At 71.8% G+C, this 24088-nt stretch carries 24 protein-coding genes and 2 tRNA genes; 13 read left to right on the forward strand and 13 right to left on the reverse strand.

Annotation, left to right across the window (positions count from 1 at the left end):
* Positions 1-41 precede the first annotated feature (41 nt).
* The 6 genes from MFF21_RS09020 to MFF21_RS09045 form a co-directional block, all read right to left on the reverse strand.
* Positions 42-1778: a methyl-accepting chemotaxis protein gene (locus MFF21_RS09020; RefSeq protein ID WP_238310811.1), complete on the reverse strand. Its 1737-nt coding sequence runs from the start codon at positions 1776-1778 to the stop codon at positions 42-44.
* Between the two features lie 142 nt (positions 1779-1920).
* Positions 1921-2997, reverse strand: coding sequence for an HlyD family secretion protein (locus tag MFF21_RS09025; protein WP_238310812.1), 1077 nt, complete (start codon positions 2995-2997; stop codon positions 1921-1923).
* Positions 2997-3191 carry a DUF1656 domain-containing protein gene (locus MFF21_RS09030; protein WP_238310813.1) on the reverse strand — a complete coding sequence of 65 codons (195 nt, stop codon included), beginning with the start codon at positions 3189-3191 and terminating at the stop codon, positions 2997-2999. The genes MFF21_RS09025 and MFF21_RS09030 overlap by 1 nt, the downstream gene beginning before the upstream one ends.
* A gap of 2 nt (positions 3192-3193) precedes the next feature.
* Positions 3194-5230: an FUSC family protein gene (locus MFF21_RS09035; RefSeq protein ID WP_238310814.1), complete on the reverse strand. Its 2037-nt coding sequence runs from the start codon at positions 5228-5230 to the stop codon at positions 3194-3196.
* The gene (locus MFF21_RS09040) at positions 5227-5664 is read right to left on the reverse strand and encodes a DUF4345 domain-containing protein (RefSeq protein WP_238310815.1); all 438 of its coding nucleotides are present in this window, start codon (positions 5662-5664) and stop codon (positions 5227-5229) included. Before MFF21_RS09040 ends, MFF21_RS09035 begins: the two co-directional genes overlap by 4 nt.
* A 78-nt stretch (positions 5665-5742) precedes the next feature.
* Positions 5743-6018, reverse strand: a complete 276-nt coding sequence (locus MFF21_RS09045) for a hypothetical protein (protein WP_238310816.1) — start codon at positions 6016-6018, stop codon at positions 5743-5745.
* Between the two features lie 235 nt (positions 6019-6253).
* On the opposite strand from MFF21_RS09045, the gene MFF21_RS09050 reads away from it, so the two are divergent.
* The gene (locus tag MFF21_RS09050) at positions 6254-6889 is read left to right on the forward strand and encodes a glutathione S-transferase family protein (RefSeq protein WP_238310817.1); all 636 of its coding nucleotides are present in this window, start codon (positions 6254-6256) and stop codon (positions 6887-6889) included.
* A 200-nt stretch (positions 6890-7089) separates the two neighbouring features.
* Here MFF21_RS09050 and sseA read toward each other — a convergent pair whose 3' ends face one another.
* Entirely contained in the window at positions 7090-7938 is an 849-nt protein-coding gene (gene sseA, locus MFF21_RS09055) for a 3-mercaptopyruvate sulfurtransferase (RefSeq protein ID WP_238310921.1), read from the reverse strand.
* A gap of 222 nt (positions 7939-8160) precedes the next feature.
* Here sseA and MFF21_RS09060 point away from each other — a divergent pair, with 222 nt between their 5' ends.
* Both MFF21_RS09060 and MFF21_RS09065 read left to right on the forward strand, forming a co-directional pair.
* Positions 8161-8646, forward strand: a complete 486-nt coding sequence (locus tag MFF21_RS09060; RefSeq protein ID WP_238310818.1) for a hypothetical protein — start codon at positions 8161-8163, stop codon at positions 8644-8646.
* A gap of 71 nt (positions 8647-8717) precedes the next feature.
* Entirely contained in the window at positions 8718-8960 is a 243-nt protein-coding gene (locus MFF21_RS09065; protein ID WP_238310819.1) for a hypothetical protein, read from the forward strand.
* Between the two features lie 7 nt (positions 8961-8967).
* Here the strand turns inward: MFF21_RS09065 and MFF21_RS09070 are convergent, their stop codons facing one another.
* Positions 8968-10122, reverse strand: a complete 1155-nt coding sequence (locus MFF21_RS09070; RefSeq protein ID WP_238310820.1) for a GNAT family N-acetyltransferase — start codon at positions 10120-10122, stop codon at positions 8968-8970.
* Entirely contained in the window at positions 10119-11537 is a 1419-nt protein-coding gene (locus tag MFF21_RS09075) for a lipopolysaccharide biosynthesis protein (RefSeq protein ID WP_238310821.1), read from the reverse strand. The genes MFF21_RS09070 and MFF21_RS09075 overlap by 4 nt, the downstream gene beginning before the upstream one ends.
* Positions 11538-12091: 554 nt before the next feature.
* Between MFF21_RS09075 and MFF21_RS09080 the strand changes: the two genes are divergently transcribed.
* The 4 genes from MFF21_RS09080 to MFF21_RS09095 all read left to right on the forward strand — a co-directional run bounded on the left by MFF21_RS09080 (position 12092) and on the right by MFF21_RS09095 (position 14817).
* On the forward strand, positions 12092-13642 hold the full coding sequence (locus tag MFF21_RS09080) for a DEAD/DEAH box helicase (protein ID WP_238310822.1): 1551 nt from the start codon (positions 12092-12094) through the stop codon (positions 13640-13642).
* A gap of 150 nt (positions 13643-13792) precedes the next feature.
* On the forward strand, positions 13793-13978 hold the full coding sequence (locus MFF21_RS09085; protein WP_238310823.1) for a YegP family protein: 186 nt from the start codon (positions 13793-13795) through the stop codon (positions 13976-13978).
* Between the two features lie 246 nt (positions 13979-14224).
* Complete coding sequence (locus tag MFF21_RS09090; protein WP_238310824.1) at positions 14225-14365, forward strand: hypothetical protein; 141 nt, start codon at positions 14225-14227, stop codon at positions 14363-14365.
* Positions 14366-14412: 47 nt separating this feature from the next.
* On the forward strand, positions 14413-14817 hold the full coding sequence (locus MFF21_RS09095) for an acyl-CoA thioesterase (RefSeq protein ID WP_238310825.1): 405 nt from the start codon (positions 14413-14415) through the stop codon (positions 14815-14817).
* Here the strand turns inward: MFF21_RS09095 and MFF21_RS09100 are convergent, their stop codons facing one another.
* Both MFF21_RS09100 and MFF21_RS09105 read right to left on the reverse strand, forming a co-directional pair.
* On the reverse strand, positions 14818-16290 hold the full coding sequence (locus tag MFF21_RS09100; RefSeq protein WP_238310826.1) for a carbohydrate porin: 1473 nt from the start codon (positions 16288-16290) through the stop codon (positions 14818-14820).
* Between the two features lie 10 nt (positions 16291-16300).
* On the reverse strand, positions 16301-16621 hold the full coding sequence (locus MFF21_RS09105; RefSeq protein WP_238310827.1) for a PsiF family protein: 321 nt from the start codon (positions 16619-16621) through the stop codon (positions 16301-16303).
* 196 nt (positions 16622-16817) lie between these two features.
* On the opposite strand from MFF21_RS09105, the gene MFF21_RS09110 reads away from it, so the two are divergent.
* Positions 16818-17030 carry a hypothetical protein gene (locus MFF21_RS09110; protein ID WP_238310828.1) on the forward strand — a complete coding sequence of 71 codons (213 nt, stop codon included), beginning with the start codon at positions 16818-16820 and terminating at the stop codon, positions 17028-17030.
* A 21-nt stretch (positions 17031-17051) separates the two neighbouring features.
* Here MFF21_RS09110 and MFF21_RS09115 read toward each other — a convergent pair whose 3' ends face one another.
* Both MFF21_RS09115 and MFF21_RS09120 read right to left on the reverse strand, forming a co-directional pair.
* Positions 17052-17261: a DUF3606 domain-containing protein gene (locus MFF21_RS09115; RefSeq protein ID WP_238310829.1), complete on the reverse strand. Its 210-nt coding sequence runs from the start codon at positions 17259-17261 to the stop codon at positions 17052-17054.
* Between the two features lie 178 nt (positions 17262-17439).
* Positions 17440-17515: transfer RNA gene (locus tag MFF21_RS09120), tRNA-Asn, on the reverse strand.
* A 248-nt stretch (positions 17516-17763) separates the two neighbouring features.
* Between MFF21_RS09120 and MFF21_RS09125 the strand changes: the two genes are divergently transcribed.
* The 5 genes from MFF21_RS09125 (at position 17764) to MFF21_RS09145 (ending at position 23968) form a co-directional block, all read left to right on the forward strand.
* A tRNA-Cys gene (locus MFF21_RS09125) sits at positions 17764-17837 on the forward strand.
* Positions 17838-18013: 176 nt separating this feature from the next.
* Complete coding sequence (locus MFF21_RS09130) at positions 18014-18667, forward strand: protein-L-isoaspartate O-methyltransferase family protein (protein WP_238310830.1); 654 nt, start codon at positions 18014-18016, stop codon at positions 18665-18667.
* A gap of 415 nt (positions 18668-19082) precedes the next feature.
* Positions 19083-20405 carry a TolC family outer membrane protein gene (locus tag MFF21_RS09135; protein WP_238310831.1) on the forward strand — a complete coding sequence of 441 codons (1323 nt, stop codon included), beginning with the start codon at positions 19083-19085 and terminating at the stop codon, positions 20403-20405.
* Between the two features lie 168 nt (positions 20406-20573).
* Positions 20574-21113 carry a PopZ family protein gene (locus tag MFF21_RS09140; RefSeq protein ID WP_238310832.1) on the forward strand — a complete coding sequence of 180 codons (540 nt, stop codon included), beginning with the start codon at positions 20574-20576 and terminating at the stop codon, positions 21111-21113.
* Positions 21114-21250: 137 nt separating this feature from the next.
* The gene (locus tag MFF21_RS09145; protein ID WP_238310833.1) at positions 21251-23968 is read left to right on the forward strand and encodes a valine--tRNA ligase; all 2718 of its coding nucleotides are present in this window, start codon (positions 21251-21253) and stop codon (positions 23966-23968) included.
* Positions 23969-24088: the final 120 nt, after the last annotated feature.

Genomic DNA, 24088 nt, shown 5'->3' on the forward strand with positions numbered 1-24088 from the left:
CCGAGACGCCCCGATGGCCCCCCGAATGCCCCGACGCCCCTTCAGGCCGCCGGCCGCAGGTCGGACAGAAGGGAGAGGGTCGGGGGGTGGCCCGTCCACGCGGTGTAAGCGGCGGCGAGTTCCGCGGCGCCGCGCAGGGATCCCGGCTCGTCCCGGTAGCCGTGGCTGCCGGAGATCGCAGCGCCCTGCCAGGTCCGCTCGATCGCCGCGCGCTGGGGCGTGGTGCAGAAGCGCTCGATGAAGGCGTCGGCCGCCATCAGCAACCGGCAGGAGGAGGGGTGATCGGCCACCGCCGCCGCGTAGTACCAGGGCGCCGGGGCGAGGTTGCCGGGGACGATCTCGATGCGGCCGCGCCAGGGACTGTCCGGGCTGGTGCAGGCCCAGTGCATGATCGGCGCGTCGATGGCGAAGGCGTCGACCACCCCATCGGCCAGGGCGTCGTGGATGCGGCCCTGATCGGTCATCGGCACGAGGCTGCCCAGCGTCGCCACGCGCCGCCCCTTGGCGTGGAGATTCTGCGCCCAGCGCAGGCCCACCGTCTCCAGGGTGGCGTAGGCGCCGGGATCGTTGATGATGCCCAGGGTGCGCCCATCGAGGTCCGCATGGCTGCGGATGCGCGTGTCGCCCGCCCGCCGCGCCAGCACGTAGTGGAGATAGGTGTAGGCGCGGGAATAGGCGATGCCCTCGTAGGCCGCGCTCGGGGCGAGGGCCGACCAGACGATGTCCACGGGCGGCTCGCCCGCCTTCGGCCCCGCCTCCAGCAGCTCGGTGCACTGGTCCCAGGGGCATTCGACGAACTGCGCCCTGACGCCGAGATGGTCGGCGAAGGCCTTGGCGTAGTCGATGTCGAGGCCGATGAGGGGCGCGCCGGGCTGGAGCCGGAAGGAGAGGCCCTTGAAGGCGGGCTCCACGGCGATGCGCAGCACGCCGCGGGCGCGTACGTCGTCGAGCCGGTCGTAGCCCGGCGGCAGGCGGGCGAGCCCGTGCCGGGCGAGGTCCGGGCCTGACCCGCCCTCCGCCGCCGCGAGCGTGTCCGCGGCGAGGGCCAGGGCACGGCCGGCCTTGGCCTCGGTGCGGTCGATGCAGGCCTGCATGGCCCCGAGCGCCTCGCCGATGGTGGCGTTGCTCATGCTGATCGCCGCCAGCTCGTTGCCGACGCCGCCGAGCAGATCCTCGATGCGGTCGGCGGTGGCCCGCACCGCGCCGCCGAGCCCGTCGAGGGCCCGGTCGGTGGAGCTGCGAAGGGCCCGGAGCTCGGTGCGCACGTCGGAGAAGTCGATCACGGAGGCGGCGTTGCGGGCGCTCTCGCGGGTCTGTTCGGCGAGCGCCCGCACCTCCTGCGCCACCACGGCGAAGCCGCGGCCATGCTCCCCGGCCCGGGCCGCCTCGATGGTGGCGTTGAGCGAGAGCATGCGGATCGTGGCGCCGATGCCGTCGATGACGGTGACGATGCGGGCCGCCTCCGCCGCCTTGGCGTCGATGCGCGCGCCGATCCGCTCGACCTCCGCCGTGATGGCGTTCATCGCCTCGGCCACCGCGCCGACCAGCTCGCCGCGCAGCCGCTCGGCGGTGCCGGCGGCGGTGTCGCGCCCGACGCTGCCGCGGGTGGCGGCGAGCGAGGCCTCGACGCCCGCGCTCTGACGGCGGATCTCGCGGGTGAAGCCGCCGGCCTGGCCATTGGCCCGCGCCGCGTGCCGCAGCAGCGTCCCGACGCCCGCCAGACCCTCGGCACAGACGCGCGCGCCCTCATCGGCGGGGCGGGACGGGTCATGCTCCATCGGCAACTCCAGCAGGCCAGCAGATCTCTCGCGGCCAAGCTTGCCGAAGCCGGCTTAAGTCTCTGCTAAACCGAACAAAACAAGCCGACTGAGTTTTCGGCAGCGACTGCCTCGGAAGCAGGCGTGGCTGCGCGCGCGGCGTTCATTTGCCGCTCACGGCGGCAGGCGAGAGAGATCCGGAGCGGTCCGGCGCCGGGTCGAGCCAGCCGAGCACCGCGCCGCGCAGACCGGCGAGCCAGGCCGGCATGGCGCCGACGCCGTCGCCCACGACCACGGTCGCTGTCATGCCGGCCACCAGCGTCACCTCGGGGGGCACGTGGTCGATGCGGATGCGCACCGGCACCCGCTGGGCGAGCCGGACCCAGGTATAGACGGGATCGACGTTCGGCAGGCCCTGCGTGCTCGGCGCGGCATTGGCCGTGGCGATGCCGAGCGTGATGCTCTCCACCGTCCCCCGCAGATGCGCCGCATAGCCCATCAGCGCCATCTCGGCGGGGGCGCCGGCGCGGATGCCGGCCATCTTGGTCTCCTCGAAATAGCCGTCGACCCAGAAGGAATCGGTGTCGATCACCCGCACGTTCGGGCTGCCGGTGGAAGCGTAGTCGCCGACGCGCAGCAGCAGGTTGGTGACGCGCCCGTTCACGGTGGAGCGCACCTGCGTGCGCTCCAGATTCACCTTGGCCTGGGCGCGCTGGGCCTTGGCGGTGGCGAGCGCCGCCTCGGCGATCTTGGCCGTGCCGGCATATTGCTGCTTCTCCTCGACGGAGGTGGAGACGGTGGAGAGCGCCTGCCGGCGGGCGGACTGGGCCTGCTTCACCTGCAGGTCGGCCTCGCGGTTGGCGAGCTCCGCCTCGGCGGACCGGACCGCGACCTCGAAGTCGAACGGGTCGATCACGTAGAGCACGTCGCCCTTGGCCACCGGCTGGTTGTCGGCGACCCGGATCTCCACGATCTGGCCCGAGACCTGGGGCGCGATGTTGGCGACCTGCACCCGCACCCGCCCGTCCCGGGTCCAGGGCGCGGTGACGTAGAACTGCCAGACCACCACGGCCGCCACGACGGCGCAGGCGAGGATCACGGCGGTCGCGAGGAGGCGGAGGATCCGCCCCGACCGTCCGCGCCGCGCCGGCGCCGGGCGCTCGACCGTCAGGGCCGGGGGCGCCTCGCGGGGAGCGTCCGCGGCGTCCGGACTCGCCTTGGGATCGTCCTCGTCCGCCATCACACCAGCACGATCAGGAGGGCGAGGAGACAGACATAGAGCCCTGCCTCCGCCAGGGGGGCGTTCGCCACGTAGCGGCTGAACCGGATCCGCCGGAACAGCGCCCGCAACAGGATCAGGAGGGCGAAGGCGCCCAGGGCGTCGGCGACGAAGGGCGAGACGAGGATCCCGCCGATCTCGAGTTCTTGGCGCATCGTCAGGAGCTTGGAAGTTCGAGCCGCCGGAAGAAGCGGCCGTGGCGCTCGACAACGCGCGAGGCGGTCGCGAGATCGCTGGCCGCGCGCGCGACCGTCATGCGGGTCGCGCGGTCCTCCGGAGCCGCCGCACGGACGAGGTCGCGGGCGACGTCGTCGAGGCTCCAGGCCTGGCCCCGGGCGAGCGCCGCCCGGGCGCGCTCGACGAGGGGCCGCAGCGCCGGCACCCGCCAGAGCAGCCGCAGCTGGGCATGGGCGCGGGCCGCGGCGGCTTCGAGCTGCGCCATGGCGAAGGCATGGGCGAGGCTCGCCCGGCGCACGGCGCCGCTGCCGGAGTTCCAGGTTGAGAACTGCCGCAGGCGGTCCGCGTTCAGGCTGGTGCGGGTGGTGGCGTCGCCCCCCGCGCCGACCAGGGCGTCGGCGAGGTCGCGCCGGGCCTCGTCCAGGGCGAAGGCCCGGTGGCGGGCGGGCGAGATCGGCAGGACGAGGCGGACGGTGAGGAACAGGATCACCGCGGAGAGGGTGACGAGCAGGCCGTTCATGAGAACGGATTCGGGGTCGTAGCCCTGCGGATTCGCCGGGGCGAGCAGCACGGGGAAGAACACGAGCAGGATGAACCCGACGCCGAAGGTCGGCGGGTTCAGCGACAGGAAGCAGGCGACGAAGATCACCGGCGCCATGGCGATGGCGAGCAGGGGGAAGCCCTGCACCCCGTTGAGCAGGACGAACAGGACCAGCACCGCGCACAGCGCCGCCAGCGGCATGCCGATCAGCACCCCCAGGGCGAATTTCCGCGGATCGGGATTGACCGAGGAGAGGGCGCCGGTCGCCGCCACCTGGACCAGGGCGAAGGACGTGTCGGGCAGACCCGTGGCGATGAAGAAGGAGGCGGTGAGGGCGAAGGCGATCACCACCCGGAAGGCGCCGCGCAGGGCCACCTGGAAGTCGCGATGGGTGGGCAGGGCCACGTCGCGCAGCGGCTTGCGGCCGTCGGCGACCGCCCGCAGCCCGTCCTGCGCGAAGGTCGCCGCATTGACGAGGTCGAGGGCGCGCTGCAGCGCCATCACCTCGTCGATCGGCCGGCACCCATCGCGGATCGCCGCATCGACCTGGTCGCGCAGGCGCAGGTCGATGGCGTCGAGCCGGGCGGGGGAGGGCGCTCCGACGCCGCCCGCGGTCACCTCCCGGAGCAGGGACCGCGCCTCCTCGACCGCCGGGCCGGGCGAACGCAGGCGGCCATGGGCGGCGGCGAAGGCCCGGCTCGCCGCCGCCATCACGTAGAGCGCGGCGATGGCGCTGCGGGCGCCCGCGGCACGATGCTTTCCGTCGTCGAGCTCTCCCGCGATGGCGCTCGCATCGGCGCGCAGGGCCGCGACCCTGTTGATGAGGGCGGCGGCGCGCTCCGGGCCGGGATCGCCCCGGCCGATCGCCTCGGCCGCGAAGGCCTTGGTGGCGGCGAAAACCTCCGCGAGCTGCCCGCGCATGGAGCGCCAGGTGCTGGGGGAAGCGAGCGCGTCATTGATGAAGGTGATCGACACGATGCCGAGCGCGATCGCCGCGAGCCGCCCCACCGCCGCGTCGAAACCCGTCTGCGGCGCGTCGATATGGGCGAGCGCGATGATCGCGACGGTGTAGCCGGACAGCATCGCCCCATAGGCGCGGGTGTCCTGGAGGAACTGCGCGGCGAAGACGCAGAGCCCGAGCCAGAGGCCGAAGGCGACGAGGAGCAGGACCCGGTCCTGCCCGAACAGGCCGAGCATCACGATCGCGACGAGTCCGCCGAGGATCGTGCCGAGGAAGCGGTAGGCCGCCTTGGACAGGGCCTGGCCGCGCTTCGGCTGAGCCAGGATCGCCACGGTGACGGCGGCGGAGGAGGCGCTGTCCAGTTGCAGCCAGAAGCCCGCATAGAGGGCGAGCATCATGGCGAGCCAGATGCGCAGGGCGAAGGCCCAGGCGGCGGGCTTGGGCAAGACGGCGTCGATTCGGTCAAGCAGGCGGTCGGCGATGGCGGGGCGCACCCCGGCCGGGGCGCCGCTCACAGCGGGGCCTCCCGGGTGAGGTCGACGGTGGCCGGCCCCTCGTTCCAGGCGAGATGGGCGACCCGCATCTGCCAGAGGCAGAGGAGGGGCGTCACCACGAGCTCCATACCGAGGGCCGCGAGCATGGTCAGGGAGGGCACGCCGGTCAGGTAGAGGCCGAGCAGGCGGGCGAGGCCGCCCAGCACCACGACCAGGGTGAGGAAGCGGAATAGACCGGTCTTGGTCTCGATGGCCGGCACGCAGGTCCAGAACAGGATGCCGATGCCGGTGAGCAGACCCGAGAGATAGCGGAAATGGCTGTCGGCGGAGACGTTCACGGCCGGGTTGGAGCCGATCCCGTCGATGCCGAACAGCACGCCGTAGAGACCCGCCGCGACCGGAACGATCGCGGCGAGCGTCACCACGCGCTGCAGCAGGCGCCGCTCACCCTTCATACCCCGCCCCGGTCACGCTCGGCTGTTTCGGACCTGCTCCAACACGCGAGGAAGGGCTGCGGTTCGCGGCCCCACCGCTCAGGCCTTCTGTTCCTTCAGGCGCTTGACGCACTTGCTGTAATATTGCGGCCATTTCGGCCCCTGGGCCGCCTTCTCCGTGGCGGAGAGGGCGCGCCATTCGGCGCCGCATTTCTTCTGCCGCTCGCGCGCGGCGGATTGGGCGAGACTCGGCTCCTTCTTCGGTGCCGACTCGGTCGCAGCGGGAGGTACGGCCGCCGGCTCCTTGGCCTGGGCGGCACCGGAGACGAGGAGCGGGGCGGCGAGGAGCGCCGCGGCGAGAAGACGGGCAAGCATGGCGGGATGGGGACTCCGGCGGGGGCCGGGCTCCCGGCCACACTCGGCATCTCAGCTCGCGCCTGCGAAAAGCGCAAGCGCGCCACGCGGCTTGCGCACGGCCTTCCCGGCCACAGGGCCTCGGATTGTCGCAGACGGCACGCGACGCCCAAGCTTGAGCGCAGCGCGGGATCCGGGCTACTCCAGAGAAAGCGGCCCCGGACGGCATCGGGGGGCCAGCCCGGAGCCTTTGCCCATGGCCTCATCGACGGGAAAACCGATCGACGTCCATACCTGGAGCACGCCGAACGGCTGGAAGATCCCGATCATGCTGGAGGAATGCGGTCTGCCCTACCGCATCGTGCCGGTGAATATCGGCAAGGGTGAGCAGATGGCGCCCGACTTCCTGGCGCTCTCGCCCAACAACAAGATCCCGGCCATCGTCGATCCGGAGGGGCCGGGCGGCCAGCCGATCTCGGTCTTCGAATCGGGGGCGATCCTGCAATATCTCGGGCGCAAGACCGGATGCCTCTACCCCGCGGACGAGCGGGCCCGGGTGAGCGTCGACGAGTGGCTGTTCTGGCAGGTCGGCGGCTTCGGGCCGATGCTGGGCCAGGCCCACCATTTCCGCATCTACGCCACCGAGAAGATTCCTTACGCGATCGAGCGTTTCAGCAAGGAGGCGGAACGCCTCTACGGCGTCCTCGACCGCCGGCTCGCCGATCACGAATATCTCGCCGGGGCCTATTCCATCGCCGACATCGCGGTCCTGCCCTGGGCCAAGTTCCACGAGAAGCAGGGCATCGATGCCGCCCGCCTGCCGAACGTCAAGCGCTGGCTCGACGCGGTGCTGGCCCGGCCGGCGGTGCAAAGGGGCCTGGCGGCGATCTGACAGGCATCGTGCGCCTCGGGCAGGACGGCACCGGCGCGCTCCACGTCGACGGGCCGCAGCGCGAGAGCGCCGGGCCCGCCGGTCGCGGACCGCCCGGAGGTGATCGGGCTTCGAGCGGGACGACGCTGTGACCTTATCACACCCCTAGACTGTAAACGCGCGCACTCTGACAGCTTGAACGCGATGTCATCCGGTCCGGATCAGGCCGGTCCCGTCGCCACGGGACGGGCCGGGTCGCTGCCCCATTCCGACCAGGAGCCGTCATAGAGCGCCCGGGGCGGACGCCCGAGGGTCTCCAGCGCCAGGGACACGATCGCCGCGGTGACGCCGGAGCCGCAGGTGGTGATGACGGGGGCGTCGAGATCGACGCCGGCTTCGGCGAAGGCGGCGCGCAGGGACGCCTCGTCCTTCAGGCGGCCATTGGCCTGGAGGGCGGCGTAGTGGACGTTGCGGGCGCCGGGCATGTGGCCGGGGCGCACGCCGGGGCGCGGCTCCGCCTCCTCCCCGCGGAAACGGGGGCCGGAGCGGGCATCGACGAGTTGGGCGCTGCCGCGCTCCAGGGCCCGGGCGACGTCCTGCGCATCCGCCACGGCGCCATGGTCGAGGCGGGCGGTGAAGTGGCGGCGCTCCCGAGGAGGCGCGTCGCCCTCCTCGGTCGGATAGCCGGCGGCGATCCAGGCCGGAAGGCCGCCCTCGAGGATGGCGACGTCGCGCACGCCGTAGGCGCGCAGCATCCACCAGACCCGGGGCGCCGAGAACAGGCCCATGCCGTCATAGACGACGATCTGGGCACCGTCCCCGACCCCGAGGGCCCGCATACGGGAAGAGAACACCTCCGGCCGCGGCAGCATATGGGGCAGGGGGGAGGTCTCGTCGCTCATCGCGTCGATGTCGAAGCGGATCGCGCCGGGGACATGGGCGGCCCGGAACTCGCCCTCGGCATCGCGGCCCTGCGCCGGGAGGTACCAGGACGCGTCGAGGACGACGATGTCCGGCGCCGCCAGGCGCTCCTTGAGCCAGTCGGCGGTGACGAAGGGCGAAGTCGCCATCATGCAGAATCCGTCGCACAACCAGGGCCCGGCAAGGTCGTCCTCCCGGGTTTCCCGGGCGATTGCCCTACCGGCGCCTTAAGTCAACCACATCCAGGCGTTTGTTGCATCCCGGACACCGCGCGGCGGAGCCCGATGCCCTGCGGCAGGTTGCCGTCGACGAATTCCCACCATCCAATACAGGTGGTGGCCATCGGGAGAGATCCGTCCCAAAGTTGTGCGATGCCGAAACGTAACCATTCAAAGCCAGGTCTCCTGGTCGCGCCCGCAGCCGACTCTGCCCCTTCGCTCGCGGGCAAGCTCGCGAAGGCGCCCTCCTCGAAGAAGTCCTCCGGCAAGAAGGCGGCGGCACAAGCCAAGCCCAAGGACCGCGCCAAAGGCGGGACGCGGCGTACGGCCCCCGAGACCGCGCCCCCCCGCGGCAAGGCGGCCAAGGGAGCCGCCGGAGGCCCCGCGAAGGAGGGACCTTCGCAGAAGGCGGCCCCTCTTGCCCGCCGGAAGACCTTCCTGGTCGCCGTCCGCCTGCCCCAGGCCGACGCGCCCGCGCTCCTGCGGGTCTATGCCGCGGTCAAGCGCAGCGCAGCGGACGCCCTCATGGCGGTGCAGGACGAACTCGGCGCGGAAGCCGCCGTGGAGCTCACCGGAAGCCTCTCGACCCGCATGGCCCGCACCCTGGGGCTGAAGGCCGAGGAGGTGCGCCTGATCTGACCCGCGCTTCCGCCGGGGCGGCGGAGCGCCTATCTGCACAACCGATCCTGCAACCGGAGAGCGGGCGGACCTTGGCCTTTCGTGAAACCTTCCACATCGAGGTCGTCGGCGCCGAGGGGCGGGGCGAGGGGGTGCTGCAGCGGATCTCGGTCCGCACCACGGGACTCGAGGCCGCCCGCGAGAAGGCGCTGGGGCTGTTCGCCCGCGCCCGGGTGCCCCAGCGCAACGGCCCCGTCGCCGAGGCCGTGCGGGTGATCGACGGCGCCGGCACCGAAGTGTTCCGCTGGAGCCGCTTCGACGCGGCGGAGACCTGAGGGCGCCCTACCGCCGCCAGCGCAGGCGGGCCCGGGCGACGAGGGCCCGCAGGGATTCGAGCCGGGCCGCGAGGGGGAAGAGCGGGTCGCCGCCCCCGGCCTCGATCAGCGCATGGGCGAGGGGGCGCCGGCCCTCCCAGGCCGATTCGATCATCCGGAAGCCCGGCGGCGCGCAGGAATCGGCCCCGGCGAGGCGCGCATCGGCGCGGAGGCTACGGGTGACCTCGCGGACGAGCTGCACGCCCGGGGAGTTCCGGGCCTCGGCCTCGTCGTGGGAGATCTTCAGGTACCAGAGCGTGCCGCCGGTGCGGATCGCCAGGGAGGCGGCGAGGCTTTTCCCGTCCTTCCCCTCTCCGCGCCGCAGCCGGTCGATGCGCACGGCGCCCCGCGCGCCGTAGGCCGCGACGAGGGCGTGGAGGAAGCGGGCCTCTGCCGGGTGCTGGCCCAGGGCGGTGCCCGCCCGCCCCTTCCAGCCGGCGGTTTCGAGGGCGATGTAGTCGTCAAGCGCCGGCCCGAGGGCGTCTCGGTCCGTCACGGTCTCGAAGCAGGCCGGGGCGAGGCGGCGGCGCAGCCGGTCGAGCTGGCGCGTCCTGCGCGGCGAGAGCGACGCCTCCCCCCGTGCGTCCACGCCGAGATCGAGCCAGCCGCGCGCATGCGCCCAGTGATCGGCCCGGCGAAGGCCGTGACGGGCGCGATGCGCCTCGACGAGGGCGGCCAGGGGGCCGTCCAGGGGCAGATAGGGCATCATCATCCGGCGCGGCAGACCGAGGGGCCGGGGGGCGTCCAGGAGCGCCGCGAGCGCGGCCGGCGCCGCAGCGGCGTCGAGAAGCGGCGCGCCGAAGATCGCGAAGCCGTGGCTCCAGCCCATCAGCACCGGCAGGGGCAGCCCCCAGCGCCGGACGATCCGGCAGGGCCAGAGGGCGAGCAGGCGGCAGCCCGGCGCCTCCGGCGGGCGGTCGGCGACGAGGAGGAGTTCGACCCCCTCGCCGAAGGCCGGCGCCGCCGCGAGGGCGAAATCGGGCTCGAAGAACAGGTTGTCGACGAGGGCATTCTCCGCCAGCGCCCGCCAGGCCGGCAGGAACGGCCCGGCCTCGTCCAGGCGGCGCAGGGCGACGACGAGCCCGTCCGGCCGCCGGACGGTACGGGAGGGGGAAGCGCTCACGCCGCGCGCCGGCTCCGGCGGGCGAGGCCGTCGGCGATGCCGATGATGTTGAAATGCCAGGCCGCCGCCGCGCCGGCGACCGCGATCAGGGCGAACTGGAGGGCCTCCCCGAACACCCCGTCCCCCCCAGGCAGCCGGCTCACCCCGGACAGGATGGCGGAGGTGCCGAGCGCGCAGAGCACGATCAGCACGATGTCGACCACCGGCACCGGCATGCGGATGCCGCCCTTCGCGCCGAGGATGAAGGCAAGGCAGGCGACCGCCTGGCCCACGGCCACGGCGATCGCCGCGCCCATCACGCCGTGGGTCGGGATGAGCAGCAGGGACAGGCCGGCGACCACGACGAGCAGGAGCAGCGAGGCCACGGCGTCGAGATGGCTGGTGCGGGCGAAGTAGATCACCTGCCCGAAGTAGTAGGCGCGGAACATCTGGCAGAGGCTCGCCGCCACCAGGATCGGCGCCAGCTCCAGGGCGGTGCCGCGGTATTCCGGCCCGAGCAGCACCGAGACGAGCACCGCGTCGAAGCTCAGGTAGAACACCGTGCCGAAGGCGCCGACCAGGGTCAGCGCCCGCGCGGCATCCCTCAGCACCGGCCGCGCGGCCGGCATGCCGCCGTCGCGGGCGTCGCGCTTGGCGATGGAGATCATCGACAGGGCGATGCTCTCCCCGAACACGACGAAGCTCTGGCGCAGGAAGTCGCCGATGGCGCCGTAGGCGCCGAGCTCCTGCGCGCCGATGCTCTTGCCGATGATCAGCCGGTCGAGGGTCTGGGCCAGGGCCGCGAGCCCGAAGGACAGCACCAGCGGCCAGCCATAGGCGAGGAGGCGGCGGGCCTCCGCGACGCTGCCCCGGCCTCGCAGCAGCGGCCCGACGGAGCGCAAGGCGGGCAGGGCGGCGAGCGCGTTGGCCAGCGCCACCGCCAGGACGAGGTCGATCGGATCGCCCGTGCGGGCGAGGACGAGACTGCCGAGGCCGAGCACGAGCACGCCCCGGGCGACCACCGAGGCCGCCACCGAAGCGGCCGCGAGCCGGGTGCGCGCCACCTCCAGCGTGCCCTCGAAGATCGCCATGCCGAGGACGGCCGCCACCACCGCGGCGGCCATGGGCGGGGCGAGCAGGCCCGCGGCGGCCGCGCCGGCGGTGACGAGCCCGGCCAGGACCAGCATGCCCATCAGCAGGCGCACCAGGGTGCCGACCTGCTCCGGCGCGCGGGTCTCGTCATAGAGGGCGAAGAACGCGAATTTCGGCCATTGGCAGGTCGCGCCGTAGACGAGCAGCGCCCAGGACAGCACCCACAGATAGCTGCCGTAGACCTCGACCGGGGCCAGCCGGGTGAAGACGGCGAGGGAGGCCATGTTCAGCGCCGCCGCGACGCCCCGCGAGCCGACATAGGTGAGGGTGTGGCGCGCGATCATCCCGCGACCCGCGCGGCCGCGCCGTCCGTAAACCGGACGCGCCGCCCGGCGCTGGCCGGACGCATGCCATTCTGGAACGCCGCACGCACACGCAGTCTCCCAACGGACAGGACGACGCAGCCGCCATGCCGCCGCCCGGCGCCCGCCTCCGGAAGGGGCAGGGCCGGCCCTCCGGTTCATCGCATGCCCTGCCCGGCCGCCCAAGCATCCGTCCGGCCGCAGGGCGGCGCTGGCCACCGGATTCCGCCGTTCATCCCCATCGGCGAGGGCGGAATCCGCCCGCCGGCCCCACAAAGGTCGCGCATTGACTTGCCGCGGGAGCGGGCGCATATGTGCAGCGCAGCGTCAGCGGCCGAATGAGTGCCGCTTGAGGGGGCTGCGTGACGGCGCGCTTCTCCGCTTTCCAGCCCGAGACGCGAACCGGCCCCTCTCTTCAACGTGCATGCATCTTCGACCGCCCCATCACGCGGGCAGTCCCTCGCAAACTGACCGGCCTGATCCCGTCGCGAACGCGCGACGCCGGTGGCCGGACATCGCTGCCCGAAAGATACGACTTGACCCAGTTTTCCGATTTCGGACTCGCGGAGCCCGTGCTGAAGGCGCTTGCCGAGGCCGGCTACGTGACGCCGACCCCGATCCAGGCGCAGGCGATCGCGCCCGCCATGGAGGGCCGGGACCTCTGCGGCATCGCCCAGACCGGCACCGGCAAGACGGCGGCCTTCGCCCTGCCGATCCTGCACCGCCTCGCCCAGGACAAGCGCCGGGCGCCCCGCCGCGGCTGCCGGGCGCTGGTGCTCTCACCCACCCGTGAGCTCGCCAACCAGATCGCCGACAGCTTCTCCGACTACGGCAAGCATCTCGCCCTCACCAACACCGTGGTGTTCGGCGGCGTCACCATCGGCCGCCAGGAGCGGGCGGTGGCGCCGGGCGTCGACATCCTCGTCGCCACCCCCGGCCGGCTCATCGACCTCGTCGACCGCCGGGCGCTGACCCTTGAGGGCGTCGAGATCCTCGTCCTCGACGAGGCCGACCAGATGCTCGACCTCGGCTTCATCCACGCCCTCAAGCGCATCGTGAAGATGCTCCCGGCCCAGCGCCAGAGCCTGTTCTTCTCGGCCACCATGCCGCGGAACATCGCCGACCTCGCCGGCCAGTACCTGCGCGATCCCGTGCAGGTCGCCGTCACCCCGGTGGCGACCACCGCCGAGCGCGTCGAGCAGCAGGTGATCTTCTGCCATACCGGCGCCAAGCAGGCCCTGCTCGGCCACATCCTGCGCGATCCCTCGATCGACCGCGTCCTCGTCTTCACCCGGACCAAGCACGGTGCCGACCGGGTGGTGCGCGGCCTCGACAAGGTCGGTATCGCTGGCGCGGCGATCCACGGCAACAAGTCCCAGCCGCAGCGCGAGCGGGCGCTCGCCGCCTTCCGCGACGGTTCCTGCCGGGTGCTGGTGGCGACGGACATCGCCGCCCGCGGCATCGACGTCGAGGGCGTGACCCACGTCGTCAATTACGACCTGCCGAACGTGCCGGAATCCTACGTCCACCGCATCGGCCGCACCGCCCGCGCCGGGGCGGCGGGCCTCGCCATCTCCTTCTGCAACGACGAGGAGAAGGCCTACCTGCGCGACATCGAGCGGATCACCCGCCAGAAGGTGCCGGTGGCCGGCTTCCCCGAGGGCTTCGTGCCCCCGACCCGCCAGGAGGCCCAGGAGAACGCCGCCGAGGAGGCTCGCCGGCCGCCGCGCCAGCCCCAGGGCCGGCCGGGCCAGCGCCAGGGTCGCCCGGGCGGCCGCCCGGCCCAGCACCAGGGGCAGCGCCCGGCCCAATCCGCCGGCCAGCACCAGGGCCGGCCCGGCCAGGGTCGCGACGGGGAGGCCCGCGGCGGCCGTCCCGGACGTCCCCAGGGCCTGCCCGGCGGCCAGGGCCGCCCGGAGCGGACCGAGCGCAATGGCGCGCCCCGCGACCAGCGCGCCGAACCGCGCGGCGAGAACCGGGGTGCGGGCCGCCCCGAGCGGCGCGGGCCGCGCCCCGGCGGCAACCGTCCGGGCCAGGGCGGCGAGGGCCGCGCCATCGGCTGGCTCGAGCGCGCCCCGCGCTCCTGATCCGGGCTCGGCTCGCAAAGAGCCGATCCGACACGCGAAACGAGGCCGGTCCCCCTGGGGCCGGCCTTTTTCGTGCCGCGGCCCCCTCTCCGGGATTGCCGCCGCGCCCGCCGCCCCCATCTCGGCCAGACCCAGCTTGTGGAGGATGCGATGCGGTTCGAGCTCTACCGGGATGCCGCCGGCGAATGGCGCTGGCGCCTGCGCGCCAGCAACGGCAACGTCATCGCCGATTCGGGAGAGGGCTATGTCCGCCGCGAGGATTGCGAGCACGCGATCGAACTCGTCCGTCGGAGCGGGGAGGCGCGGGTCGTCGACATGACGACGCAGATCGCCTGACCGGCTCGGCTGCCCTTCGGGGCAGCCCCCCTGATAGCGGGGCGCGGGCAAGTCTTCATGGAACCGGCCGCAGCAAGAACTGCTTTCAGCTTGGGCATGCCCTGTTTTTACGCAAGACCACGGCCCCCCTAAGCGCCTGAAAGGACACGATCATCTTCCGAAAACCGCTTCGCCTTTCGGTTGTGCTGTCCTAGGATGATCGCGGCAGACGGCCCGCACTAGACGGGCCAGGCCGGAGGAAATCCGATGTTCAGAACCGCCAGCCAGGCGCGGCGGGCCGATGCGCCGGCCCGCGATCTCCTGCAGCATGTGCCCCTGGAATGGGCCATGGCGGCCTTCGCCATCATCCTGGCGGCCGGCCTGAAGCTTGCGGGCATCCTGCCCTGAGCACAGGCCTGGCACGGATCGGCGGCGCATCGGCACGGGAGGGGGGCATGGAGGAGGCGGAGGCACCGCAGGGCAACCTGACGGTGCGCACCATCGCGATGCCGGCGGACACCAACGCCAACGGCGACATCTTCGGCGGCTGGGTGATGTCGCAGATGGACCAGGCCGGCGGCATCGCCGGGGTCGAGCGGGCGCAGGGCCGCGTGGTCACGGTGGCGGTCGACGCCATGACCTTCATCCGGCCGGTCAAGGTCGGGGACGTGCTCTGCGTCTACACCCGCATCACCGCCGTCGGCCGCACCTCGATGAAGATCGAGGTCGAGGCCTGGGCCCGGCGCTTCCGCACGCAGCTGCGCGAGAAGGTGACGCAGGCGCGCTTCACCTTCGTCTCGATCGACGACCAGGGCCGGCCGCGGCCGGTGCCGCCGGAGGTCGACGGCGTTTCCGCCTGATCAGTACTGAACGGTGGCGCGCAGGCCGAGCACGGCGGCGTTCTTGATCCGGGCCCCGTTCGGATCGCGCGGGTTCGGGATGCCGCCGCCGGGATGCAGGATCATCTGCACGTCCGGCTGCACCGTGAATCCCGGCACCACGACGGCCTGGTAGGTCGCCTCGATCACGGTCTCGCCCCGGCGCCGGGGCAGGGCGGTGCCGGCAAAGCGGATCATGTCGGTGTCGGCGCCGCGATAGGCGTCGCTGATGCGGGCATGGGCGAGGCTGATGCCGATCGTGTCGTCGTCGCGCCCCGGGAACAGGCCCTTATAGGCGAGCCCGGTGTCGACATAGGCATCGATCAGGCTGGAGCGGGTGGGCGAATAGGCCGCCCGCAGGAAGAAGCCGAGACCCTCGTCATCCTTGTCCGATTCCCGGTAGAGCGTCTGATCGAACACCGCGTAGATCCCGGCATTGCCGCGCAGGGGCCGGCCGATGCCGGTCGAATTCGGGTCGGCCAGGAACAGCCCCGTCTGGTCGATGCGGGGATCGTCGAAGCGCCCGAAATGCTGCCAGCCGCCCAGCGTGACATCGCCCGGCAGGCCGGTCGCGTCCTTGTCCGTGTTGTAGCCGTAGGAGGCCTCGGCGATGAGGAGGGCCGGGTCGTGCACCCGGAAATTCGTGCCCGTGCGGTTGAGCCGCTGCGCCTCCGGATCGTCCCCGGGACGGTTCGCGCCGGCTGGGTCGCCGTCATAGAGGCCGACCTGGAGGGAGAAGCCGTTGCCCGGCACGTATTTGGCCCGGATCGCCGGGGCGGCGAGGGGATAGGCCGGACCGCCGCTCGGCAGGTCGAAGGCGTTGATCGCCGGCCAGCCGAAGCTCGAATTCACGAACAGCGTCGCCGACTGGCTCACGAAGAACTCGGTGTCCGCCGCCTGCTGGCCGAGGCGCAGGCCGAGCTGGCCGTCGAAGAACAGCTGCTCGAACCAGAGCACGTAGAGGCGGCTCGACGGCAGCGCCTCGATCACGCTCGCCGCCAGGAGGTTGCCGACATTGTAGCGCGACAGGCCGGTGCCGTGGATGAAATAGGCGTTGGCGTGGACGCTCGCCCCCTCCCAGCCGACGAGCTTGTGCAGGTCGAGATTGAGCCGGAGGTTGAGGCGGTCCTCGACGACGGCCCCCTGCCGGATGCCGCCGACGGGATTGCCGAGGATGTCGGCGATATAGGTGAGGCTGTACTCGATGCCCACCGCCTTGAGCGGGGGGCGCAGTCCGAGGGGATCGCCCAGGGGGCCGAGGAAGGGCTCGACCGAGCGGACATAGCCGCCGGAGGCCTGGCTCGTCGTCTCCGGCTGCGAGACGGAGGTGCGCGGATCGCCGCCCGCGCCCTCCACGACGGGCTTCGGCACAGGCGCCTGAGCCGCGGCGGCCGTGGCGAACAGCAGGCCCAGCAGCCCGGAGGCGCGGCGGAGCATGCGGCGCCCTGCGCTCATCCCCGGTCGCTCAGCCCTTGAGGCAGGTGCTCATGAAGGTCTTGCGGGCATCGCCCTTGAGACCCTTCGTGCCGGCCTCCGCGTTGCAGCTCTTCATCTTCTCCTGCTGCGGGGTGAGTGTGCTCGCCGGCGCCGCGGTCTTGCCGGCGAGGCAATCGGCCATGAAGGTCTTGCGGGCATCGCCCGAGAGCTTCTGCGTGCCGGCATCGGTGTTGCAGGTCTTCATCCGGTCGCGCTGGGCCGTCTGCGCCGCGGATTGCGCGGCAGCCGGGAGGGCGAGGGGCAGCGTGAGCAGGGCGGCGAGGGGAAGGGCGAGGCCGAGGGCGCGCATGTCGAAAGTCTCCCGAAGGGGAGGGCGAACCTAGCAGTTTGCGCTCCCGCGAACAGGCACCGGAAATGATTGTTCCGCATCTTTCGGGAGGCACGGCGCGTGCCTGCTCAAAGAAGCGGCTTTACGAAGCGACGCTTCGCTGCGACGCTCGCGCCATAAAAAGACGAGGGGAATCAACGATCGGAGCTGCGGCCCGATGTCGAAGATCAACATCCGCCGCGACGAGCGCGGCTTCCAGGCGGTCTATAGCGGCACACTCCTGCTGATGGACGGGCTCGCGCCCGCCGATGCCGAGAACTTCGCCGCTTTCTTTCGCGCCTCGGCCCGGCAGCAGGGCCTCCGGGCCGGACACCTGCCGCAGACCCCCGCGACACGGAGCACGGCGAACCGTCTCGGCGCGACGCGTTAAGGCCACGGCGCAGGCGGGCGCTCACACGATCCCGCTCAGGGTGTAGGGCCAGGGCTTGCCGAGATGCGCCGCGACCCGCGCCGGGTCGTCCCCCACGGTCGCGACCGCGGACTGGACCTGCTCGACGGGCACCTGGAATCGCCGCGCCCAATAGGCGGCGGCCCGCGCATCCTCGACATTCACCCGGGCCGGCTCGTGCTCGCCCTCGCCCCCGGCGCTCTCGTTCTGCATGGAATCCTCCTCGGCAGATAACGGGGAGGGCTCCGAAGGGTTCGCAGGCGACGACGGGCCTTCGCGTCCTGCGCAGGATCAAGCGTGAGGAAGGGGCCGGAGCGACGGAATCACGATCGCGCCCATCGCGGAAGAGGGCGCCGAAAGCGTTTCGATCCGAGGGATTTTATAAAAGGGATGGCTCCCCGAGCAGGACTCGAACCTGCGACAAGGCGATTAACAGTCGCCTGCTCTACCAACTGAGCTATCGGGGATCGCCGCGCCGTCTCCGGCGGTGGCGGGCTCATAGCGCAAGGAACCGAGCCGGCGCAAGTCTCGGATGCGAATTTCTGCGGCGGAGCCCCGGCGGCGGGGGCGGAGGCCGGGACAGGCCGCCCCCGCCGCCGGGGAGACGAGAAAGGGCGTTGCCCATCGGGGCAGGGCTCTGCTAGAGACGCCCGACCTCGGATCGGCCGTCGGATCCGGAGGGACCGCGAAACGCCCTTATCGGCTTTGCGGACGAGGCCTCGTGGCGGAGTGGTTACGCAGAGGACTGCAAATCCTTGCACCCCGGTTCGATTCCGGGCGAGGCCTCCACAATCTACGGCGTCCCGATAATCCCTCGGATGACATGCGCGCGACGCCGGCCACGGCGGCGGCCGGCTGAGCCTTGCAATTCGCGGGGCGATCCACGACAAACCGCCCGGCCCGGCCCGGATCTCCGCGAGGAAGCTCCGCGTGCGGGCGTGGATGTCGAGAGAAAGACCGCCCGCATGCTCGATTTCGCACAGGCTCGGCGCCTCATGGTCGACTGCCAGTTGCGGACCTTCGACGTGAACGACAACGCGGTGCTCGATGCCTTCGACAGCGTGCCCCGCGAGCGCTTCATGCCGCAGGGACGCGAGGGCTTCGCCTATATCGACCAGACGATTCGCCTCGGCGAGGCCGAGGGGGATGTGCGCGTCATGCCGGCTCCCATGGTGCTCGCCCGCATGATCCAGGCGCTGCAGGTGCGCCCGGGCAGCCGCGCCCTCGACGTGGCGACGGGCCACGGCTACGGCGCGGCCATCCTCGCCCGACTCGGCGCCCGCGTCGTCGCCCTGGAGCCGGTAGCGGCGCTCGCCGCGGTGGCGCGGGAGCGCCTGGGCGATCAGGCCACGCTGATCGAGGGCGCGGTGGAGACGGGTGCGGCCGCCGAGGCGCCGTTCGACGCCATCCTGGTCGAGGGCCGGGTCGAGACGCGGCCCCAGGCCCTTCTCGACCAGCTCGCCGACGAGGGCCGGCTCGTCTGTGTCCTCGGGCCGGAGCGCGGCGCCAAAGCCACGCTGTTCGTGCGGGCCGGTAACGCCTTCGGATCCCGCCCCCTCTTCGACGCCGCCCTGCCGCCCCTCAAAGCCTTCGCGCCCGCCCCCGGCTTCGCCTTCTGAGCGTCGAGTCGGCCGCCCGACAGCCGGGTCAACCCGGCGATCGAGCGAGGCCTCATCCGCTCGCCCGAAGGAATCGGCCGGATCCGACATCAAGGCGCCACACCCAGGCCCTGCAACCACCGCGAGCGCACCTCCGCGCATGAGGGCGCGGCGGGCCAAGTGTCGCCTTTTTGAGCCACCCCTTCAGCAATCGTAAGTGGATGCCGCGCGCCCCCTGTCCCGGGCTGCGGCAGCTCGGCTAAGATTTCGCCCGAGGCGGGCATGCCGGAACGCGCGAGAGTGCGTGCAACGGTCGCATCCAGGAGCGGCCGGACGGCGCATCGAGAAACCGCAAGGGCTGATCGACGTGAGAGACTGCAAACCTGCCGCTCGGCTTGTGCTCGGGGCTGCCTGCGCGACCGCGCTGGCGCTCGTCATGGCGCGGCCGGCCGCGGCGGAGACTCTGGAAAGCGCCCTGTCGCGCGCCTACGCGGCCAACCCGACGCTGAACGCGCAGCGCGCCAATGTGCGCTCGACCGACGAGAACGTCGCCATCGCCCAGTCGGGCTACCGACCCACCGCCAGCATCACCGCCGATATCGGCGCTCAATATTTCGAGGGAAAGCTGCAGGGGCAAAGGATCGCCGGGCTCAACACCAATCCCGGCGGGGCGGGGCTGACCGTCAACCAGACCCTGTTCAACGGCTTCCAGACCGACAACCAGACCCGCCGGGCGGAATCGGGCGTGCTCAACGCCCGCGAGACCCTGCGGCTCAGCGAGATGCAGACGCTGTTCGGCGCCGCCCAGGCCTATATGAACGTCCTGCGCGACACCGCCACCCTCGAGCTCCAGCGCAACAACGTCGAGGTGCTCGAGGAGCAGCTGCGCCAGACCCGCGACCGCTTCAACGTCGGTGAGGTCACCCGCACCGACGTGGCCCAGGCCGAGGCCCGCCTCGCCGGTGCCCGCTCCCAGGTCAGCGCCGCCGAGTCCAACCTGCGCTCCTCCATCGGCGTCTACCGCCAGACCATCGGCGTCGAGCCGCGCCAGCTCGCCCCCGGACGCCCCCTCGACCGCTACGTGCCCGCCAGCCTCGACACCGCCGTCACCATCGGCCTGCGCGAGCATCCCCAGATCCTGGCCGACCTGCACGCGGTCGATGCCGCCGAATTGCAGGTCAAGGTGCTCGAAGGCGCGCTCGCCCCGCAATTCGGCATCCAGGGCAACGTCCAGCAGCGCTACGACCAGACCCTGCCCGGCGACAACGGCGTCACCGCCTCCATCGTCGGCCGCCTGACCGTGCCGCTCTACCAGGGCGGCCAGGAATACGCCCAGATCCGCCAGGCCAAGGAACTCGTCGGCCAGGCCCGCCTGCTGGCCGAGCGCGACCGCGACGCCGTGCGCGCGGCCATCGTCCAGGCCTGGGGCCGGCTCGAGGCGGCCAAGGCTCAGGTCATCGCCTCCCAGGCCCAGGTCCAGGCCAACGAGGTCGCCCTCAACGGCGTGCGCGAGGAGGCCCGGGTCGGCCAGCGCACCACCCTCGACGTGCTCAACGCCCAGCAGGAGCTGCTCAACGCACGGGTCAACCTGATCCTGGCCCAGCGCGACCGGGTCGTGAATTCCTACGACGTCGTCCAGGCCGTCGGCCGCCTCACCGTGCGCTTCACCGCGCTGCCCGTGGCCGCCTACAGCGCCAAGGAGCATTACGACCAGGTCAAGGATCTCTGGTTCGGATTGCGCACACCCGACGGACGATGAGACACCGGACGCTCTTTCCTTCGGGATGGAGCGTCGTTTCCTGTTCGGTGAGTCTTTCGCGCGCTTGTCTCCGCCAAGACGCGTGAAATACTGGCCACCGTCGCAGAGCGCGATCCGCGTGTCAGGACTTCCCGGGGGAGGTCCGCAGCCTGCCCGAGCGTTCCCGGTATGAGTGCAGCCAACCCGAAGATGCCGGATTCCGCGCAGGAACCCTCCATGGAGGAGATCCTCGCCTCGATCCGTCGCATCATCGCCGACGATCAGGCGCCCAAGCCGCCCGAGCCCGCGCCCAGCGCACCTGCGCCGCCCCCGCCCGAACCCGAGGAAGAGGACGTGCTCGACCTCGCCGAGGTCGCACAGCCCGTACGCCGTCCGGAGCCCGTTCCCTTCGAGGAAATCGACTTCCTCGAAGAGGAGCCGTTGCCCGAACCGGAGCCGGAACCCGAGCCGACCTTCTTCGAGCCGCCCGCGTTCGAACCGAAAGCCTTCGAGGAGGAGCGCCTCGTCTCGAAGGCGACGGACGAGACCGTCGGCCAAGCCTTCGGCCTGCTCTCCCATACGGTGCTGACACAGAACAGCCGGACCCTCGAAGACCTCGTCAAGGACATGCTGCGGCCGATGCTGCGCTCCTGGCTCGACGAGAATCTGCCGCACATGGTCGAACGCCTCGTGCGCGCGGAGATCGAACGGGTCACGCGCGGCCGCTGAGACGCGATCCCGGCGCCGGGCAGACGTGCGCCCGGCAAGCGATCTCGGCGTCTGCTCGGTTGACGGGGAGGCGGCGGCGGGTTGAAAGCGGCGCGAGCATTCTTCCGCGACGTGCGCACGACCGGCCGTAACGCCCCATGATGGACAAAACCTTCGATCCCGCCCCCGTCGAGGCGCGCATCCGCGCCGCCTGGGAGGACGCGGACGCCTTCCGCGCCGGCCGGCCCGAGCGCGCCGGCGCGCAACCCTACTGCATCGTGATCCCGCCGCCGAACGTGACGGGCTCCCTGCATATGGGCCATGCCCTCAACAACACCCTGCAGGACATCCTCTGCCGCTTCGAGCGCCTACGCGGGCGGGACGTGCTCTGGCAGCCGGGCACCGACCATGCGGGCATCGCCACGCAGATGGTGGTCGAGCGCAAGCTCATGGAGACGCAGCAGCCCGGCCGGCGCGAGCTCGGCCGCGAAGCCTTCGTCGAGAAGGTCTGGGCCTGGAAGGCGGAATCCGGCGGCGCCATCGTCGAGCAGTTGAAGCGCCTGGGCGCCTCCTGCGACTGGTCGCGGGAACGCTTCACCATGGACGAGGGCCTGTCCAAGGCCGTCCTGAAGACCTTCGTCGACCTGCACGCCCAGGGCCTGATCTACCGCGACAAGCGCCTCGTGAACTGGGACCCGAAGTTCCAGACCGCGATCTCCGATCTCGAGGTGCTGCAGGTCGAGGTGAAAGGCCATCTCTGGCACTTCGACTATCCCGTGGTCGATGCGGACGGCGCGCCGACCGGCGACATCATCACCGTGGCCACCACCCGGCCCGAGACCATGCTCGGCGACACCGCGGTCGCGGTGCATCCGGAGGACGAGCGCTACACGGCGCTCGTCGGCAAGCGCGTGCGCCTGCCCCTGGTCGGCCGCCTGATCCCGATCGTCGCCGACGAATATTCCGACCCCGAGAAGGGCACCGGCGCGGTCAAGATCACCCCGGCCCACGATTTCAACGACTTCGAGGTCGGCCGCCGGCACCGCGCGCCCGCGATCAACGTGCTCGACACCGAGGCCCGCATCGCGATCGCCGGCAACGCCGCCTTCCTGGAGGGCGCCGCGCCCGAGCCGGAGGCGCTGGCCCTGCACGGGCTCGACCGCTTCGAGGCGCGCAAGCGCGTCGTCGCCCTCATGGAGGAGCGCGGCCTCTGCCGGACGATCGAGCCGAACACCCATGCGGTGCCCCATGGCGACCGCTCGAACGTGGTGATCGAGCCCTACCTGACCGACCAGTGGTACGTGAACGTGAAGCCCCTGGCCGAGCGCGCCCTGCAGGCGGTGCGCGACGGCCAGACCAAGTTCGTGCCGGAGAACTACGAGAAGATCTTCTTCCAGTGGCTCGAGAACATCGAGCCCTGGTGCATCTCGCGCCAGCTCTGGTGGGGCCACCAGATCCCGGTCTGGTACGACGAGGAGGGCGGCATCTACGTCGCCGGCAGCGAGGCGGAGGCGCAGGCCAAGGCCGCGGCGGCGCGTGGGCGCGCGGTCACTCTCACCCGCGACGCCGACGTGCTGGACACCTGGTTCTCCTCGGCGCTGTGGCCGTTCTCGACGCTCGGCTGGCCGGAGGCGACGCCCGAGCTGTCGCGCTTCTACCCGACCAACACCCTGGTCACCGGCAAGGACATCCTGTTCTTCTGGGTCGCCCGCATGATGATGATGGGCCTGCACCTGACCGACCGGGCCCCCTTCGACACGGTCTACCTGCACACCCTGGTGCGGGACGCCTCGGGCGCCAAGATGTCGAAGTCCAAGGGCAACGTGGTCGATCCCCTCGGGCTGATCGACCAGTACGGTGCCGACGCCCTGCGCTTCACCCTCGCCGCCATGGCTGCGCAGGGACGCGACATCAAGCTCGCGGTGAACCGGGTCGAGGGCTACCGCAACTTCGCGACCAAGCTCTGGAACGCCTCGCGCTTCGCCGAGATGAACGGCTGCCGGCTCGACCCGACCTTCGACCCGGGCGCCGTGAAGGAGACCCTGAACGCCTGGGCCATCACCGAGGCCGGCAAGGCCGTGCGCGAGGTCGCTTCGGCGCTGGAGGCCTACCGCTTCAACGACGCGGCGGCCGCGGCCTATCGCTTCGTCTGGAACATCTTCTGCGACTGGTATCTCGAGCTCGCCAAGCCCGTGCTGCAGGGGGAGGGGGCGGATCCCGCCGCCAAGGCGGAGACCCAGGCCTCCATCGCCTTCCTGATCGACCAGATCGCCAAGCTCCTGCACCCGTTCATGCCCTTCCTCACCGAGGAGCTCTGGGCGATCAAGGGCGAGGGGATCCCGGATCGCGGCCTGCTGGCGCTCGCCGCCTGGCCGGATCTCGACCGCTTCGCCGATGCCGGCGCGGAGGCCGAGATCGGCTGGGTCGTCGAGCTGATCTCCGAGGTGCGCTCGGCCCGCTCCGAGACCAACGTGCCCGCCGCGGCGCAGGTGCCCCTGGTCCTGGTCAAGGCCGATCCGGCCACCCGCGCCCGGGCCGAGCGCTGGGGCGAGACCCTGCTGCGCCTCGCGCGCCTTTCCGCCCTCACCTTCGCGGAGGCCGCGCCGAAGAATTCGGTGCAGCTCCTCGTGCGGGGCAGCGTCGCCGCCCTGCCGCTGGAGGGGATCGTCGATCTCGCGGCCGAGGTGGCGCGCCTCCGGAAGGAGGCCGCCAAGGCCGAGGGCGAGATCGCCAAGCTCGACGCCAAGCTCGGCAATGCCGACTTCGTCGCCCGGGCGCCGGAGGAGGTGGTGGAGGAGCAGCGCGAGCGCCGCGACGCGGAAGCCGCTCGGCTCGACAAGCTGCGCGAGGCCCTGGCCCGGCTGACCGAGGGGTAAGCGGCGGCCCCCAGGCCGCCACCTGTCCAAACCGTAATCTTCGCGCCACGGGCGGGTCAGGGAGCGCCCCGTAGAAACCGGATCACGGTCCGCCGTCCGGAAGGGTTTTCGGAGGGCGGC

Origin of the sequence: Methylobacterium organophilum (assembly GCF_022179465.1) — a bacterium.
GTDB lineage: Bacteria > Pseudomonadota > Alphaproteobacteria > Rhizobiales > Beijerinckiaceae > Methylobacterium > Methylobacterium organophilum.